Raw genomic sequence first — 17,639 nt, 5'->3', positions numbered from 1 at the left:
TGGTTCAGATTTCATTTTTCAGGCTTCGGTTCATCAGGTCGCGGACGATTTCAGCAGGATCCGCATGATCCTCCACAATTTTCCGCACACCCTCAATCAGAGGCATTTCCATATGGTACTGCCTGCAGAGAGAAACTGCGGCAGGAAGTGCGTTCAGCCCTTCCACGACCATTCCGATCCTGCGGACAGCTTCCTGAACCGGAACTCCCTGCCCCAGAAGGATCCCGCACCGGTTGTTGCGGGAATGATCGCTGGTGGCGGTTACGATCAGGTCACCGATACCGGCCAGACCGAAAAAAGTGCGTTCCTGACAGCCCATTGCCAGCCCGAGCCGCCGGATTTCCTCCATACCGCGCGTGATCATGGCGGCACGCGTATTGTCTCCGTAACCGAGCCCCTTTGCAATACCGACGGCGAGCGCTTCCACATTTTTCAGCGCTCCGCAGATCTGGACACCGCGGAGATCCGGATTGGTATACGGCCGGATGCAGGTGCCCTCAAAAAGCCTCTGGACACATTTTGCACTTTCGTCCGGCCCGGCGGCGACGATCAGTGTCGGCAGGTCGGTTGCAACTTCTTCAGCATGGGTCGGGCCGCTGATCGCGGTAATCCGGGCATTCGGGAACCCGCCCCTTCCCAGTTCCTCACGAATGACGTCGGTCAGGATCATGGAGGTATCTTTTTCAATTCCTTTGGAGGCGTTGATCCATATGGGATCATCCTGAACAAACGGAAGGAAGGAATGGATGGTTTCACGGATGTAAACGGACGGAACGGCCACAATGATATAATCAGCACAGTTCAGGACCGTGCGGCAGTCAGATGTAATGACTACGCTATCCGGGATCACCATTTCCGGAAGATTCGGGGATTTGCGCGTCCGGGAGAGGGCTTCTGCCTCTTCATCAAACTTGCTCCAGACAGTGACGCAATGTCCGTTCAGGCAGAGAACACGGGCCAGCGCAAGTCCCCATGTACCGGAACCGAGGATGGTAATGTTCATTGAATGTTCCCTTTCTGCTCTGCGGTGTATTCGAGATGAAGCTCATTGGTGGATGCGTAGGCGCCTTGCAGGTCCAGCTGATATTTCAGGTGGATGGATCCGCTGTCCGGACCGATCCGGCAATCAACATCGCGGGCATAAACGCCCATATTCATCTCTCCGTACGGGGTCTGGTAAACACCTTCAAAACGCTGCTTCGGAATAAAGACCATCATATTGGAAATATCACCGTGGCGGGTCATGGTCACACGGCCGTTTTTCATCAGAAGGGAAACATGTGCATTCATGCTTTCCCCGGTGTCTTCATCCTGGAGCGATTCAGTATATTCAATAACGGCCTCACCGTCTCCGGAGAAAGACAGGTTCCCGCGGGTCATAAACTGGATCGGATAATCCGGCGTATGGTCATATCTTGCGGTGGCAAGCAGGTTGATCAGGACCGGCTTTGTCTGCTGGATCAATACTGTCCGCCTCCTTTCTGTTCTGATCAGATATCAGTTTACACTGCTTCCATTCGCTTTGCAACATGAAAACAATCTTGTCAATTATACCGGCAGGCAGTATGATAATCGCATATACCGGCCTGACAGGAGGGATGGCTGATGCGCCTGGAAGCGTTTGCAAAGATCAACTGGTCCCTGGATATTATCGGGATCCGGGAAGATGGGTACCATCTGATGGATATGATCATGCAGCCGGTTTCCCTTGCGGATGAAATTGTGCTGACACCCGCGGACAATATGGAAATTACGACGGACGGATATCCCCGTTCCAGGGCGGACAAAACCAACCTGGCCATGCGTGCGGCGCTGGAACTGAAGGGATCAGCCGGCTATTCAGGAGGAGTCCGTATTCACGTGCATAAGCGGATCCCGATGGGGGCCGGGCTGGGAGGCGGAAGCGCGGATGCGGCGGCGGTTCTTTGCGGACTGAACCGGCTTTGGAACCTTGGACTGACGGGAGACGAACTGGAAAAAACCGGGCTCAGACTCGGCGCGGATGTCCCGTTTATGATCCGCGGCGGGCTGGCACGTGTCCGGGGAATCGGCGAACTGATTGAGCCTCGTCCATGCAGGAATAATTACTGGATGCTGATCTTCCAGCCATGCAGGGGACTGAGTACTCGGGAAATATTCGAATCATGGAATCCGGATTGTGTCCGGCATCCGGATACGGAATCCGCACTGCATGCGCTCGAATGCGGAAACCTGATGCAGCTGTCTGATAGTATCGGAAATGTGCTGGAACCGGTATCTTCATCCCGCTGCCCGGAAATCGGCGAGGCGGTTCATTCCCTGCTGGCTTCCGGAGCCCGCCTTGCCTCAATGACCGGAAGCGGAAGTGCTGTTTTTGGTGTGTTCTCATCCGGAACAGAGGCGGAAAAGGCAGCGGCAGTCCTTTCAAAAAGATGGAAGCATATTCATATATGCCATTCACAGACAGACAGTGTGCGCATATTCGAGGAGTAATCAGGCATGAAGAAAACACTGGGATGTATCCGGAAAGCAGACACGGATTTCGGTCTGATTGATCCCGGGGACAGGATTGCGGTCGGTGTTTCCGGGGGGAAGGATTCGCTCCTGCTGCTGCACGCTCTGTCACTGTACAGGAAATTTACCCATAAGGATTTTTCTCTTGTTGCGGTTACGGTGGATATGGGGCTGGAACCGTTTGACCTGGGAGGCATCCGTAAATTGTGCGGGCAGCTGGTAATCCCGTATGAGATCCGAAAAACGGATATCGGACGGATTATTTTTGATTACAGGAAGGAAAAGAATCCCTGTTCGCTGTGCTCCAAAATGCGCCGCGCGGTTCTTTCCAATACATGCGTGGAACTGGGATGCGGCAAACTGGCACTCGGCCATCACCGGGAGGATGTAATCGATACGCTGTTCATGTCCCTTTTCCAGGAAGGCAGGTTCCATACCTTTCATCCGAAGACAAAGCTGAGCAGAACGGGAATTACGGTCATTCGTCCGCTGGTATATCTTCCGGAAAAACATGTAAAGCATATGGATCATATCCTGTCTCTTCCGGTTGTAAAGTCTCCGTGCCCTGCGGACGGGAAAACAGCGCGTGCGGAAATGGACCAGCTCCTCCGGGAACTGAAAAAAAGGATACCGGATGCGCCGGAAAGGATTCTTCACGCATTGCAGCATGAACCGTATGATCTCTGGCAGAAAGATGATCAGGATTTGCTGAAATAAAAACAGGCAGGTGCCTTTTCCCTTTTCATAAAAGATATTTTGTGATATAATAACTTGATTATGATAACGAGGTGTTAATTCAGAGTGAGCAGGAAGAGCAAGAATTACAACGGGAAAAGCGGCGGTGCCGGATTCCTGATTACATTGGGTGCAATATGGCTGCTCTCCAACGGCGGGCCTTCCGGAATCGTGCTGGGTATTCTGATTGGCGCGGGGGTTGGACTGATTTCCAGTATCATGGGAAGCAAACTGGACACAACGACCCATAATAAGCGGGATGTGGAACGGCAGAGGCGCGAGGAAGAAGAAAAGAAAAAGGCCGAGGAAGTCCGGAAGCAGGAGATTGCCCGCCAGATTCCCCTGACCGGCGATGAAACTGCGGATCAGGTGATTACCAAGGGCATGGAAATGCTGAAAACAATTCGTTCGGAGAATGCACTGATTCCGGATGAAACGCTTTCCGCCCAGATGAATACGCTGACTGAAAAGTGTCAGAAGATTTTCATGACGGTATATGAATCACCCGCCAAAGCGCCCCAGGTACGCAAGTTTATGAATTATTACCTTCCGACGACTCTGAAGATGCTTGCAAACTACAGGACGATGCAGGAGCGGGGCGTATCTTTCTCTGAAATGACCCAGGCCCGCGATACGGCTGTCCGCGGTATGAATATGGTTCTGACAGCCTGTCAGAAGCAGATTGACAATCTGCACAGGGAAAACATGCTGGACATCTCAACGGACATTGACGTCATGGAACAGATGCTCAAGCGGGATGGTTATACAGAAAATGAAATTACCGGCGAAAAAGGGATAACAATGAATGCAAGAACTGCCGCTGAAGCGCAGATGCGGGCTTCCTCGGCACCGGTGATGGATTTCCCGACAGAAGACGGAAAATACAATTCTTCCGCTTCCGCACGGTATGAAACGAACAATTGATTAAGGAGGAAACCAACATGTCAGAAGGACCGATTCTCCAACTCGCCCCCGCCCCCGCCGCGCCGGAACCGGATGCTGCTTCTGAAACGGCGGAAAGCATCCAGCAGACAACTGCGGCACAGGAGCCTGAAGCGCTTCCGCGCCTGGATGAGAGCCAGCTGACAGAAGCCGAAAAGAAGGCAATCGATGATTTTATCCAGAAAGTGGATGTGACCAATCCGGACCATGTGCTTCTCTTTGGCGCGGATGCCCAGAAGCGGATTGCCGATTTTTCACAGACAGCGCTGGACGCGGTCAAAACCCAGGATACCGGTGAAGTCGGTAATATGCTGGTGAACCTGGTGTCTGAACTGAAGGGCTTTGAACGGGATACCGAGGATAAGAAAGGCCTGGCACGTCTTTTCGCAAAGGGAGAGGACAAGATTGAACGGATGAAAGCCCGTTACAGCAAAGTATCTTCCAACGTGGAAAACATTGCAGGTTCCCTCGAATCGTACCAGACACAGCTGCTGAAGGATGTGGCGATGTTTGACCGGCTGTATGACCAGAACAGCGATTATTTCCATCAGCTGACCCTGTACATTATTGCCGGTGACAAGAAACTGGAACAGGTCCGGAATACGGAACTGAAGGAACTGCGTGAAAAAGCCGAACAAAGCCAGGATGCCATGGACGCCCAGAAGGCCAATGACCTGGCAGCTCAGTGCGACCGCTTTGAGAAGAAACTTTACGATCTCAAGCTGACACGGCAGGTTTCAATCCAGATGGCGCCGCAGATCCGGCTGCTTCAGAATAATGACAGCCTCCTGGTTGAAAGAATCCAGTCCACACTGTCCAACACCCTTCCGCTGTGGAAGAGCCAGATGGTACTTGCACTGGGAATGCATCATTCCCAGCAGGCGCTGCAGGCACAGACAGCAGTTACCAATATGACCAATGAACTGCTCAGGAAGAATGCGGAAGCCCTGAAGATCGGTACCGTTGCGACAGCACGGGAAGCGGAACGCGGGATTATTGACATCGAAACGCTCATCAAAACGAATCAGGATCTGATTGATACGATCAACGATGTGATGGATATCCAGTCCCAGGGCCGGGCAAAGCGGATTGAAGCGGAGAAAACGCTCTACAGCATGGAAGCTGAACTGAAAAAGAAGCTGCTTTCCGTTAAACTGTAATGTTCTTTTATCGACCCGGCACATTGATATGCCGGGTCGTTTTATAACAGGAAACAGGTGATTTCGTGAGAATTATCGGGCTGACGGGCAGTATTGCCTGCGGAAAATCAATGATCAGCCGCTACCTGACGGAACGGGGGTATCCGGTGATCGACGGGGATCAGCTGTCCAGAGAACTGACGGAACCAGGAAGCCCGGTTCTTGCGGAAATCCGTGAAACCTTCGGGGTAAGGTATATCAATGACAACGGAAATCTGAACCGCAGGGCGCTCGGACAGCTTGTTTTTCGGGACGAAAATGCAAGAAATGCGCTGGATGCGATCATGGCTCCCCACCTGATGGAACTGACAAAACAGCGGCTTTCATACTACGAATCGGCCGGAGCCGGAATGTGCTTTCTGGACATGCCGCTTCTGTTTGAAAAAGGCTATGACCGGCTGTGCAGTTCGGTCTGGAGTGTCTGGCTGCCGCTTCGCGTTCAGCTGGACAGGCTGATTGCCCGGGACGGATTTACAGAAGAAGAAGCAATGGCCCGGATCCGGTCGGTCATGTCTTCAGACGAAAAAGCATCACGGGCGGACCATGTGATTGACAATTCGGGATCAGTCCGGCAGACGCTGGCAGTGGTTGATCAGCTTCTGGATGGAGAGAAATACGGATTCCCTGCCCCGCATCCACAGACTGCCGCTCCGTCAGTGCAGCCCGCCGTTTCGTCAGTGCAGAATAGGAACGTCCCGGCTTTCGAAGTGATGAAAAGACCTGAAGCGGCAAAGAGGAAGCCATCCGCACGGAAAGCAGCCTGGAGGATGCCGGTATGGATTCGGAATGTGCTGATTGCCCTGGGCGGTCTCCTGCTGATCAGCATCACGACATTCAGCCTGATGTCCGGTTACCTGAAACAGCAGGAAGAAAAACACCTGAAAGAACAGCGGGCAATTGATGCGGCATACCCCATTGTCAGGGATTACAGGCCGATCATCGATAAATATGCGGCGCAGTACAATCTGAATCCTGCGTTTGTAACCTCGGTGGTGCTGAATGAAAGTTCTTTCGACAGGAAGGCAACGTCAAAAGTTGGCGCCAGCGGTCTGATGCAGCTGATGCCGGATACCGCTGAGTGGATTGCCGGGAAACTGAAAATCCCGGGATATGCGTTCGAAATGATGACAGATCCGGATACGAATATCCGCTTCGGGTGCTGGTACCTGAATTATCTTTCCAGGTTGTTCCGGGGAGATCCGGTATGTGTGGTCAGTGCATACCATGCCGGACAGGGACAGGTTCAGACCTGGCTTTCCAACAGGTCAGTAAGTCCGGACGGCATTACCATTCCACTGCAGAACCTTCCGGACGGCCCGACAAAAAAATATGCCGAAAAGGTGACGAGAGATTATGGGATTTACCAGAAGAAACACTATTCTCCGGCGGCTGATCATTCTGACAGCAGTCCTGGTACTGTTTGAAGGAATCGGGACAGCAAGAGCGACCCAGGTCGGAAAGTCAATTTCATTCGGAATCCAGAGTGTCAGGACCAACACGATTCGGCCGTTTGAACCGGTGGAACGGGATATGCTTTCCATATATGATCTGGTATATGAGAGTCTGGTTCAGATTGATGAAAACTATATGCCGCAGCCCTATCTGGCTGAGCGGTGGGAGGAATCCTCCGGCGGCAAGTACTGGACTTTCTATCTGCGCAGGGATGTTTCCTTTACGGACGGCACACCGCTGACCGCGGCGGATGTCGTGGCTTCAGCCCAGTACATCCTGGATAAGGCGAACGATGAAAACATTACGGACCATGGGTTTTACAGCAACCTGAAATACTTTGTCTCCGGAATCTCTGCCAAGGATGACTATACGGTGACGGTGAAAACCTCAAGGCCGTATTTCGGGCTCCTGTATGCGATGACTTTCCCTGTGGTGCCGGCGGCATATGTCGGGGATGACAATCCGCCCGGTTCGGGTCCGTACAGGATTCAGGAATTCCATCCGGGAGAAAGCATGTGGATTGCAGTGAATGACGGATGGTGGAAAACGCGTCCGCAGGTCCAGGAGATCAATTTCCTGCTGCATGAAACAGCCAGGAAAGTGATCGAAAGCTACGAATTCGGCCAGGTCAACGCGATCTTCACACGTTCGATTGCGGGTGCGCAGTACAAGACCGGCACTTCTGCGGTATCCATGAATTACAGGACCAACCAGCTGGAATGCCTGCTGATGAACAATTCTTCCTATGAGCTGACCGTCAATGCGCGTAAGGCAATCCGAAGTGTGATTGACAAAAGCAGGCTGATCGCCACTGCTTATTCCGGTATGGCCAGGGAAACCGATTTTCCGTTCTTTCCCGGTACGTGGATGTATAATTCAGGGTATGAAAATACCTGGAAGAAGGATGTTGAAAAGGCGAAACAGCTGCTGGCGGAAGACGGGTGGGAGGATACCGATGAAAACGGAATTCTGGATAAGCTCGGAAACAAGGGCAAGCAGGTTAACCTGAGCCTGCGGCTGTATTATTATGAGGAACCGGATAACGATGTCCGGGCCGTGGCAGTGAACATCATATCCGACTCACTTGCAGAAATCGGAATTGAGTGCAGGATTGATGCAATGACCCTGCCAAACCTCGAGGCAAAGCTGAAAGCGGGTTCATACGACCTGGCTCTGGTTTCCTACGCAATGGATGTATGTCCGGATCCCGGGTTTATTCTGATGAAGGGAAATACCGGGAACTATTTCCGTTATAAAAGCGAGAAAATGGACAATCTCTGCAAGTCCCTCCGGACCCAGGTGACACAGGAAGGGTTCCGGCAGAAACTGATGGAAATCCAGGCACTCTTCTATGAAGACTGTCCGTTCCTCTGCCTGTACTGGCGGACCGGGACAGTGGTCTCCCGGTATATGTATACAACAAACCGGGATGTGCGGGAGTATCAGCTGCTGCGCGGAATTCAGGGATTTTTCACAAAATAATCTGCAGCAAACCGAAACGGAGATGATTTTCCATGGACTGGATTGAACTGATTGTGCATACGACGACTGAAGGCGCGGAAAGTGTATCGTTTGAACTGATTGAACTCGGTTCTGCCGGTACGATGATCGAGGACAGGGCAGATATTCCGGATCCCGGAAAGCCGCATGGCATATGGGAAATCATTGACCCGAAGCTGATTGAGTCAATGCCTGAAGACGTGCAGGTACACGGCTGGTTTGAGGACGATGGCAATGGGAAAAAAGCGATTGCCGGCCTTCACCACCGTCTGGAGCAGCTGCATTCGGACCATCCGGAATTCGGGACTCTGCAGATTGACTACAGAACGGTATCGGATGACACATGGAAGGACACATGGAAGAAGTATTACAAGCCGTTCTATGTGACAGATCATATGGTGATCAAACCCACATGGGAGGATTTTACCCCGCAGCCGGATGACCAGGTAATTGAAATCGATCCGGGAATGGCATTCGGAAGCGGGACTCATGAAACCACCGCCATGTGCATCCAGCTGCTGAAAGATGAGATCAGAGGCGGCGAGAATGTAATTGATGTCGGAACAGGAAGCGGAATTCTGGCTATAGCTGCCGGACTGCTCGGGGCCGGATCTGTGCTGGCAGTGGATATCGACCGGGATGCTGTGCGCGTTGCCCGTAAGAATGTGGATCATAACGGCCTGGACCGTGTGGTTTCCGTTCAGGAGGGGGATCTCCTGAAACATGTGAAGGAACAGTGCGATATCTGTGTTGCGAATATCATTTCTGATGTAATTATCGCAAACTGCGCTTCCCTGATGCAGCATATTGTTCCAGGGGGACTGTTCATATGCTCGGGAATCGTCGTGGACAGGACGGATGAAGTTCGTTCTGCACTGGAAACTGCCGGATATCAGGTACTGGAAGAACGCCACCGCGGAGAATGGACGGCATTCCTGTCCCGGAGGAACTGATATGCACCGCTTTTATGCCGATCCGGCTGTTTCAGGAAGCGATATAGTCTACCTGGACCGGGATGATGCTTACCATGCAGCAAAAGTATTGCGGCTTCACAGCGGGGACTCCGTGGAAATTGTTATATCAGGTGTCCGTCATGCAGGAGAGGTGCGCGATGTCTCCGATTCAAAGGTGACAATTTCGGTACAGGGTGAGCTTCCGTCCACAGAAACGCGTATCCGTTTTGTCCTGTTCCAGGGCATTCCCAAAGGGGACAAGATGGAAATCATTGTTCAGAAAGCAACGGAGCTGGGCGTTTCGGATGTTGTTCCGGTCATGATGGCACGGAGCGTGGTGAAAATTGATCCGAAGGATCGGATCCGGAAACAGGAACGCTGGCAGAAAATTGCCCGGGAAGCCGGAAAACAGTCCGGCAGATGTGTAATCCCGGAAATACATGCGCCGGTTTCGGTTCGCGAAACGGCGGATATGATCCGGAAGCTGGATGCGGTTGCGGTTCCATGGGAATCCGGCAGGGATTTCGGACCTCTTGCGTTTGCAAAAGCGCATCCTGATATCTGTTCCCTTGGAATTGTGATCGGACCGGAAGGCGGGATTGAACCCGGGGAAATATCGTTTCTGACATCTGTATCATGCGATATCATCACACTCGGCCCCCGGATCATGAGGACGGAAACTGCCGGCCTGGCGGCGGTCAGTGCATTTTCAGCGTTATACGGAGAGATGGAATAATTATGCCGACAATTGCTTATCATACCCTTGGGTGCAAAGTAAACCAGTATGATACCCAGGCGATGGAGGAAATCCTGGAAAAAGCGGGATTTCAGACGGTTCCCTTCTCCTCCGGGGCGGATGTTTATCTGATCAATACATGTACAGTTACCGGGACAGGAGACAAGAAATCCCTGCAGATGGTGAGAAGGATCCGACGGCTCCATCCGGACAGCAAAATCATCCTGTGCGGATGCATGGCCCAGCTGTACGGGGAAGAACTGCTCAGCAAAACCGGGGCAGACCTGATTATCGGAACACAGCACAGGATGGCGGTTGCGGAATTGCTGCAGATTGTGATGGATTCGGGAATGCCGGTCTGCGCAGTGGAGCCGATGCCGGAACATCTCTGCTTTGAAGGTCTGACGGTTTCCCGCCAGAATGAGCGGACGCGGGCTGTGGTGAAAATTCAGGAAGGATGTGATAACCGGTGCACATACTGCATCATCCCGCGCGTACGGGGACCGATCCGTTCCCGTCCGCTGGAGGATATCCGGAATGAGATCCGGCGGTTATCAGATTCAGGATTCTGTGAGATTGTGCTTACCGGCATACACCTGACCTCATACGGACGGGATCTGGATCGTTCGGTTAACCTGAATGACGTGGTGGATGCGGTCCAGCAGACAGACGGAATCATTCGTGTCCGGCTGGGATCACTTGAACCGGTTGTGGTAACGCCCGATTTTGCGGAACGTCTTGGTAGGAACAGCAAAATCTGCCCCCAGTTTCATCTTGCGCTTCAGTCCGGAAGCGATTCGGTTCTTCGCAGGATGAAACGCAGATACAATACAGCACAGTATCTGAAAGCGGTTGAGAATATCCGCTCGGTGTTTCCGCATGCGGCGATTACCACAGATATTCTGACGGGATTTCCGGGGGAAACCGTGGAAGAATTCCGGGAAACAGCCGAACTGATCGAAAAGGTTGGGTTTTCCCGGATTCATGTATTCCCCTACTCTTCCCGTCCATTTACTCCGGCGGCAGAAATGCCCGGTCAGTTGTCGGAAGCGGAAAAGCAGCGAAGATGCCGGGAACTCATTGCGATCGGTGAAAAAACCGCGCTGGCTTACAGCAGGTCCTGGGTGGGCCGGACAACGGAACTGATTCCCGAAGAAAAAGTGGAAGGCGCATGGGAGGGATATACTCCCGAATACCTGCGGGTACGCCTGAGTCCGGAGGATGAATGCACCGGAGGATGTCCGGTCAGGATCCGGATCATTGAAGCTGGACAACCTGTAATGACAGGCAAGATAATTGAAAAGGAAGGATGAATGGAAAATGGATAACTGTCTGTTCTGCAAAATCATCAAAGGAGACATTCCGTCCACAAAGGTGTATGAGGACGAACAGGTTTTTGCTTTCAGGGATATCAATCCCCAGGCACCTGTACATGTGCTGGTGGTACCCAAAAAACACATTTCATCCCTGAATGACCTGGATTGTGCCGATGACCATGAAATCGCAGCGTGTCTCCGGGCGGTAAAGCGGATTGCGGATCAGGAGAACCTGACGGAGGGGTATCGTGTCGTATCAAACTGCGGACCGCATGCCTGCCAGTCAGTTCTTCATCTGCATTTCCATATTCTCGGCGGACGTCAGCTGAAGGAAGATATGACCTGATGCTCCGGCGCTGCTGCAGGATTGTAAGATGGCTGTATGATTTGAAATTTGCAAAAGCCGTTGACGCATCCTGTATTTGGCTGTATAATAATTCCATGGTTTTGCCGTCCGTCCGTCTGGCCGGCTGCTGGCAAGGCCGTTGTATGAGCGAGGGGAGGGATAACAGTGTCCGAGGTACGTATCCGCGAAAATGAGTCCCTGGAAAGTGCGCTCAAACGGTTTAAGCGGCAGTGCGCCCGTAGTGGCGTTCTCCAGGAAGTTCGTAAACGTGAGCATTACGAGAAGCCCAGCGTCAAACGCAAGAAAAAGGCTGAAGCCGCCCGTAAGCGCAAATGGTAATTTCGCTGAATTCCCTTCCCTTTCCGGGAAGGGTTTTTTATTTGCCTGAATCGGGCGGAAATGCTTGAAAAATAAAAGAATTTTGATATAATTTATATAATCACGATCTATGAAATGAGGATGTCATGGTCTATTCTTTCGCATTGATCAAGCATGCGAACATACGTTACAGGGAGTATGTTATTCGCCTTGGCATGTATGAACTGCTGTCCATGCTGCGTTCACTTTCCATTGATTGTGAGGTTCGGACGGAGGAAATGGGCGGTTCTGTTTTCCTGACGTTCGAATGCCGCCCGCTCGGGGAAAAAGAAATATCATATTTGTCGGGTCACAGTACAATCTGCTTTATGGCTGAAAAAACGGATCTTCTGCTGAAACCGCTCCAGTTCCGGCCTGCCTGCTATCTGAAGGAGGACCTGCCGGAAATCTTGAAATACAAGGGGAAGACATCAGCTTCATTTACACGGATGATGATCAATATCTGCAGGTCTCTGCTCCCGGAAGATCAGTCCGGGAAAACGCTGACCCTGCTGGATCCGATGTGCGGCAAAGGGACTTCCTGCTTCTGTGCACTGGTTGCCGGTATGAATGCGGTTGGTCTGGATATTGATGCAAAGGATATTCGTGAAGCTTCTGAGTATTTCAGCCGATACCTGAAGATAAATCAGATGAAGCATACGGTGAAAACACGGTCGGAAACAGCCGGTAAAACAGCGGTTCCGGTTACGGAATTCGTTTTTGCTGATACGAAGGAGCATTATCAGTCCGGAGATACACGCTCACTGATGCTGGCAACCGGCGATACCTGCGTGGCTTCCGGCCTTGCAAGGAAAAAGCCGGCTCATCTGCTGGTGGCAGATCTTCCATACGGCATTCAGCACGCCCCGCAGTCCGGCAGGAAACCGGAACCTTTCACCCGCATTCTGGAACGTTCCCTTCCGGAATGGAGAAAAGCGCTGGTGCCCGGCGGAACAGCTGCTCTAAGCTTCAATACGTTAACCCTTCCCGCGGATACCGTGGTTTCCCTGTTGGAGAAGAGCGGGTTTGCCCCGCTCAGGGATGAATGGTATTCCGGTTTCCGCCATGAGGTGGAACAGGCAGTCGTGCGGGATGTTGTTTTTGCCCGAAAGATCCCTTAAGGAGGAATTGGATGTTTACGGAGAATGAACTCAGGGAAATGACTGTCCTGCAGCTGCGGAAAACAGCAAAAGAGAACAGCATTGTGATCGGAGCCGGAGTGGACAAAGCCGGGATTATCCGGAAAATTCTGGAAAGCCAGGCGCCCGCGGAAAATGGACCGGCATCTGCACCGGCGGGTACGGCTGAACCGAAGTATCAGTCGGCATGGCATAACACGGATGCACCGCGCTTCAGTGCGCGCCCGTCTTATCAGGCTCCGGGGGCAGGCCCCCGTCCGGCATGGCAGAGTACAACGCTTTCCGGCCATCAGTTCAACCGGGAGCCGCGCGTCCAGCCGGTGCGTTCTGCGGGATTTACGCCCCGCTTCGGCCCGGCGCCCTCGGCCCCTGCGCCCGCTGCGCCGGAAACCGAACAGGCTCAGGTGCATAATGAAGAGGCAGGGCGTCCGGCGGTATCTCCCCTGCCCAATCACCGCATCAGCGAAACAGCCGGATATTCACATCGGATTTCCGCCCCGTATTCTTCTTCATCTGCTTATGCCGGAATACCGTCTGTCCCGGAGAATGCTGCGCCGTTTGTGCCGCAGCAGGATGGAAACGGAACGCCGACACTGGAGGAACTGCTTGCTTCCGGTGAATGCGAGGACGGTGGCGGGGTTCTGGAACTGCATCCGGACGGGTATGGTTTTCTTCGTGCGCCGGGTTTTCTCCCGTCAACCAAGGATGTGTATGTCTCCATGGCGCAGATTCGCCGCTTTGGACTGCGGACAGGCGACATGATCCAGGGAAAAATCCGTCCGCAGCAGGAAGGCGACAAATATGCGGCACTGTTGTATATTTCCAGCATCAACGGTGTTGCGGAGGAGGAAACATTCTCACGGCCGGCTTTTGATGAACTGACGCCGGTATATCCAAGCCGGAGGATATCCCTTGAATCTGCAGACAACAAATCCTATCCGGACATGAGGCTGGTGGATCTGATTGCTCCGATCGGTTTCGGCCAGCGGGGATTGCTGCTTTGCCCTCCGGGCTCAGGAAAAACCGAACTGATGAAGCATTTTGCCAGTGTGATATGCCGGAATTATCCGGATATTGATGTCCTGATGCTCCTGATTGATGTAAATCCAGAAGATATGACTCTGATGCGGGATTCTGTTCCGTGCCCGGTTCTGGCATCCAGCTTTGACCAGCCGCCGGAAGCACATCTCCGCCTTTCTGAAATCGTACTGGAAAGGGCGATGCGCCTGGTGGAACAGAAGAAAGATGTTGTCCTTCTGGTGGACAGCCTGACGCGCCTGGCCAAGGTCTATACAACCGCTGCGGCACAGCAGGGCCGCAGCCTGCCGGGAATGATCAATCCGGCAAGCCTGTTCCGTGCAAAGAGAATGTTCGGGGCGGCACGTGCCTGCAAGGAAGGCGGAAGCCTGACAGTGATTGCGGCCATGGATGTGATGACCGGCTCCAAGGTGGATGATTCCGTGGTTGAGGAATTCCGCGGAACAGCCAATATGGAACTGATGCTGGATTCAAATGTTGCCCGTGCAGGCGTATTTCCGGCGCTGAATCTGGAGAACAGCTATACGAAAAATGCGGACCTGCTGATTTCCGACCAGCAGAAGGAAGGGCTGAACCTGATCCGCTCCATGCTGGGAAATACCTCTTCGGCTGTTGCAATTCCGCAGCTGCTTTCCATGATGGAAAAAACAGCAAATAACGAAATGCTGCTCCTGAAGATGAAAGACTGGTTTGCTTTGATGAACCGCTGAACAGGAGGCATCGGATAATGGATTCCGTCTATGTAATCGGTCACAGGAACCCGGATACGGATTCAATCGTTTCCGCATTGGCATATGCCTCGCTTCAGAATGCGCTTGGGGAAAACAATTACGTTGCTGCCCGGATCGGCCATCTGAACAATGAGACAGCTTTTCTGCTGGAACGCTTCGGCTTCAATCCCCCGCTTTATCTTCGCTCTGTCAGGACACAAGTCAGCGATATTGACTATGATACGCCTCCGTCACTCGGTCAGGCTGTTCCGGTATCCTATGCCTGGAATATCCTTCACCAGCAGGCGGACAGTGTATCTGCGCTTCCGATTACAAACGAAGATGGAACCCTGTACGGGATGGTGACCGCCGGCAACATTGCGGAACGGGACATGGAATCCATCAGCCGGCCGGATGTGGATCATATTCCGGTTTTCAATATTCTCAGTGCCCTAGAAGGTCATATACTGAATGACCCGCGGGATTTCTTTGAGGATATTTCCGGTGAAGTGACGATTCCCCTTTCTGATGCGGTTGATATCAGGCCCGGTATGATCGTTCTGTGTGGTTCGCAGAAGGAAATTGCCGACCGGGCAATTGAAGCCGGTGCTTCATGCCTGATTTTCTGCCAGACGGCTTTGACGGAGGAATACAAGGGGAAATCATGCAGAACCTGCCTGATGTCAACACCGTTTGATCCATACCGGGCAGCAAGAATGATTTTTCAGTCTGTACCGGTCGGCCGTATTGCGTTTACAAAGGACCTGATTTTTTTCCATCTGAATGATTATCTGGATGATGTAAGGGATACGGTGGTCAAAAACCGATTCCGTTCCTACCCTGTCCTGAATGAAGAAGAGAAAGTGGTGGGCACACTCTCCAGGTATCATCTGATTCGCCCCAGGAAAAAGAAAATTGTACTTGTCGATCATAATGAAGTGAGCCAGTCGGTCCAGGGACTCGAACAGGCGGATATCATCGGAATCATTGATCATCACCGACTTGCGGATGTACAGACCGGGAATCCGGTCTTTATGCGGAATGAACCGGTTGGATCAACGACATCGATTGTTGCGGCAATGTATCAGGAAAACGGACTGATGCCCTCTCAGAACCTGGCCGGCCTGATGGCGGCAGCCATTATTTCAGATACGGTTATGTTCAAAAGCCCGACCTGCACACCGCGGGACAGAATCCTGGCAGAGCGCCTGGCCAGACATGCCCGGATCGATCTGGATGAACTGGGGAAAACGATGTTCTCCCGGGGGGCATCTCCGGAAAAATCCGCGCTGGAACTGATTCGCCTGGATCAGAAAGAGTTCCATCTCGGATCTCATTCCCTGGCAATTTCCCAGATCACCACCGTGGATTCGGATCAGTTTATGGCGCGGAAGGAAGATATCCTGGCAGAACTGCAGAAGCAGAAATCAGAAAAGAAATATGATCTGATTTTGCTGATGGTGACAAATGTTCTGAAAGAAGGTACGGAACTCCTGTTCGCGGGGGATCCGGACATTATCCGCAATGCGTTCAGCGCAGAGGCGGAAGATGTACATGACAGCCACGTATTCCTTCCCAAGGTTTTATCCCGTAAAAAACAGATTGTTCCGGCCCTGTCACAGCTGTGGGGCTGATCATGCGAAACGGAAAACGATGCCCGGAAAACCGGGCATCGTTTTCGTATGAATGAAAAGCCAAAAAGAGGATCATGTAACTTGATGGGATTCAATCAGGTCTCCGGAATAATCAAAAGTAGCCAGGATATAGGCATTTTCCATACCGGAACGGAAACGGACCTGGATGGAGCTTTTGTTCAGGATGATCTCAACCGGATCATAAAACCCGGGATAATCTTCGGCAACCGTCCACAGGAGACGGCCGTCCGGGGAAACAGCGGTAAGGTCAGGGCCGTCCGTACCGGACACAAAGATGTTCCCGCTTTCCCCGACAGCAGTAACAGCTCCGTCTCCCAGATTGCAGTTGGCGGTTGTGAGCAGCCATCTTTCCCTGCCGCTCAGGAGATCGAGCAGGGAAAGACCGTAGCCGCCGTCATACAGCATAACCATCGGGTCATCCTCAGTTCCGCCGATAAAGACCCGGAGCATGGTATGGCTGCTGAAAACTTCAAGGGTTTCGGTATGTCCCCAGAGGGGCTCTCCGTCAATAAAGCAGCCGATGCGAAGGATTTCTGTTGTCTTTTTCTCTTCTGTCCGGAATTCGTGGGAAGCCAGTACGGAAATGTTGTAGTCCTGCCAGTCCAGGACTATTTCTCCCCCGCTCCGGATTTCTGCCTCAGTCAGCTTCCCGGAAACGGCGGATGTAACAGCAGGTTCATACTGGGGAGCCTTTTCCAGGTATTCAGCAAGGATGTATCCGGAAACGCCTTCATATTCAGCGTAGAGAAAGCTTTTTTTCTCGCGGATGGTGCTGCAGTTGTAAACGACAGCGCCAAGCGGGACTTTCGCAAGCGCCCGGGCCTTTTTGTACGGTTCTGCGCGAAGCGTAACATATTCTTTGCAGCGGATCACCTGCATGGCGCCGATATAGCGCGGACCTTTTTCTTCCGGAATCCGGTCGGCGAAAGCGCAAAGGAACGGTGAAGAAGCAAGTACAAAGATCAGTAAAACCAGTATCATCCGCCTCATTTATCCGTCCCCCTGTTCAAAGATCATTCTTTCATTATTTTACTTCATTTGGATTATTTTTCAATACCGGAATAATGA

17 protein-coding genes are annotated in these 17,639 nt (G+C 52.3%); 14 read left to right on the top strand and 3 right to left on the bottom strand.

The window, feature by feature from the left end; all coding sequences use genetic code 11:
• Positions 1-4 precede the first annotated feature (4 nt).
• Together JNO48_00935 and JNO48_00930 are read right to left on the bottom strand one after the other, a co-directional pair.
• Positions 5-1,003: an NAD(P)-dependent glycerol-3-phosphate dehydrogenase gene (locus JNO48_00935; protein QTE68511.1), complete on the bottom strand. Its 999-nt coding sequence runs from the start codon at positions 1,001-1,003 to the stop codon at positions 5-7.
• Positions 1,000-1,464 carry a DUF1934 domain-containing protein gene (locus tag JNO48_00930; protein ID QTE68510.1) on the bottom strand — a complete coding sequence of 155 codons (465 nt, stop codon included), beginning with the start codon at positions 1,462-1,464 and terminating at the stop codon, positions 1,000-1,002. The genes JNO48_00935 and JNO48_00930 overlap by 4 nt, the downstream gene beginning before the upstream one ends.
• A 141-nt stretch (positions 1,465-1,605) precedes the next feature.
• Between JNO48_00930 and ispE the strand changes: the two genes are divergently transcribed.
• The 14 genes from ispE to JNO48_00860 all read left to right on the top strand — a co-directional run bounded on the left by ispE (position 1,606) and on the right by JNO48_00860 (position 16,550).
• On the top strand, positions 1,606-2,472 hold the full coding sequence (ispE, locus tag JNO48_00925; protein QTE68509.1) for a 4-(cytidine 5'-diphospho)-2-C-methyl-D-erythritol kinase: 867 nt from the start codon (positions 1,606-1,608) through the stop codon (positions 2,470-2,472).
• A 6-nt stretch (positions 2,473-2,478) separates the two neighbouring features.
• On the top strand, positions 2,479-3,210 hold the full coding sequence (locus JNO48_00920) for a tRNA 2-thiocytidine(32) synthetase TtcA (GenBank protein ID QTE68508.1): 732 nt from the start codon (positions 2,479-2,481) through the stop codon (positions 3,208-3,210).
• 84 nt (positions 3,211-3,294) lie between these two features.
• Positions 3,295-4,152 carry a 5-bromo-4-chloroindolyl phosphate hydrolysis family protein gene (locus JNO48_00915; protein QTE68507.1) on the top strand — a complete coding sequence of 286 codons (858 nt, stop codon included), beginning with the start codon at positions 3,295-3,297 and terminating at the stop codon, positions 4,150-4,152.
• A complete protein-coding gene (locus JNO48_00910) occupies positions 4,149-5,330 on the top strand; it encodes a toxic anion resistance protein (protein QTE68506.1) in 1,182 nt (393 codons plus the stop codon). The genes JNO48_00915 and JNO48_00910 overlap by 4 nt, the downstream gene beginning before the upstream one ends.
• Before the next feature lie 65 nt (positions 5,331-5,395).
• Positions 5,396-6,793, top strand: coding sequence for a dephospho-CoA kinase (locus tag JNO48_00905; GenBank protein ID QTE68505.1), 1,398 nt, complete (start codon positions 5,396-5,398; stop codon positions 6,791-6,793).
• On the top strand, positions 6,723-8,303 hold the full coding sequence (locus JNO48_00900; GenBank protein ID QTE68504.1) for an ABC transporter substrate-binding protein: 1,581 nt from the start codon (positions 6,723-6,725) through the stop codon (positions 8,301-8,303). The genes JNO48_00905 and JNO48_00900 overlap by 71 nt, the downstream gene beginning before the upstream one ends.
• Before the next feature lie 32 nt (positions 8,304-8,335).
• Positions 8,336-9,274: a 50S ribosomal protein L11 methyltransferase gene (prmA, locus tag JNO48_00895; GenBank protein ID QTE68503.1), complete on the top strand. Its 939-nt coding sequence runs from the start codon at positions 8,336-8,338 to the stop codon at positions 9,272-9,274.
• A gap of 1 nt (position 9,275) precedes the next feature.
• Entirely contained in the window at positions 9,276-10,010 is a 735-nt protein-coding gene (locus tag JNO48_00890; GenBank protein QTE68502.1) for a 16S rRNA (uracil(1498)-N(3))-methyltransferase, read from the top strand.
• Positions 10,011-10,012: 2 nt separating this feature from the next.
• Positions 10,013-11,323: a tRNA (N(6)-L-threonylcarbamoyladenosine(37)-C(2))-methylthiotransferase MtaB gene (gene mtaB, locus JNO48_00885; GenBank protein ID QTE68501.1), complete on the top strand. Its 1,311-nt coding sequence runs from the start codon at positions 10,013-10,015 to the stop codon at positions 11,321-11,323.
• A 7-nt stretch (positions 11,324-11,330) separates the two neighbouring features.
• Positions 11,331-11,672: a histidine triad nucleotide-binding protein gene (locus JNO48_00880; protein ID QTE68500.1), complete on the top strand. Its 342-nt coding sequence runs from the start codon at positions 11,331-11,333 to the stop codon at positions 11,670-11,672.
• A 165-nt stretch (positions 11,673-11,837) separates the two neighbouring features.
• Positions 11,838-12,011 carry a 30S ribosomal protein S21 gene (rpsU, locus tag JNO48_00875; GenBank protein QTE68499.1) on the top strand — a complete coding sequence of 58 codons (174 nt, stop codon included), beginning with the start codon at positions 11,838-11,840 and terminating at the stop codon, positions 12,009-12,011.
• A gap of 428 nt (positions 12,012-12,439) precedes the next feature.
• Positions 12,440-13,150 (top strand): hypothetical protein, encoded by a 711-nt coding sequence (locus JNO48_00870; GenBank protein QTE68498.1) that lies wholly within the window; start codon positions 12,440-12,442, stop codon positions 13,148-13,150.
• 11 nt (positions 13,151-13,161) lie between these two features.
• A complete protein-coding gene (rho, locus tag JNO48_00865) occupies positions 13,162-14,916 on the top strand; it encodes a transcription termination factor Rho (protein QTE68497.1) in 1,755 nt (584 codons plus the stop codon).
• A 17-nt stretch (positions 14,917-14,933) separates the two neighbouring features.
• Positions 14,934-16,550 carry a putative manganese-dependent inorganic diphosphatase gene (locus JNO48_00860; protein ID QTE68496.1) on the top strand — a complete coding sequence of 539 codons (1,617 nt, stop codon included), beginning with the start codon at positions 14,934-14,936 and terminating at the stop codon, positions 16,548-16,550.
• Positions 16,551-16,622: 72 nt separating this feature from the next.
• On the opposite strand, the gene JNO48_00855 is transcribed toward JNO48_00860, so the two are convergent.
• The gene (locus JNO48_00855; protein QTE68495.1) at positions 16,623-17,561 is read right to left on the bottom strand and encodes a hypothetical protein; all 939 of its coding nucleotides are present in this window, start codon (positions 17,559-17,561) and stop codon (positions 16,623-16,625) included.
• Between the last annotated feature and the right edge of the window lie 78 nt (positions 17,562-17,639).

The sequence above is a fragment of the Clostridiales bacterium genome, from assembly GCA_017569285.1.
Lineage (GTDB): Bacteria > Bacillota > Clostridia > Christensenellales > Aristaeellaceae > Aristaeella.
The sequence above is the reverse complement of the archived record's forward strand: the minus strand, read 5'-3'. Positions and strand labels throughout refer to the sequence as shown.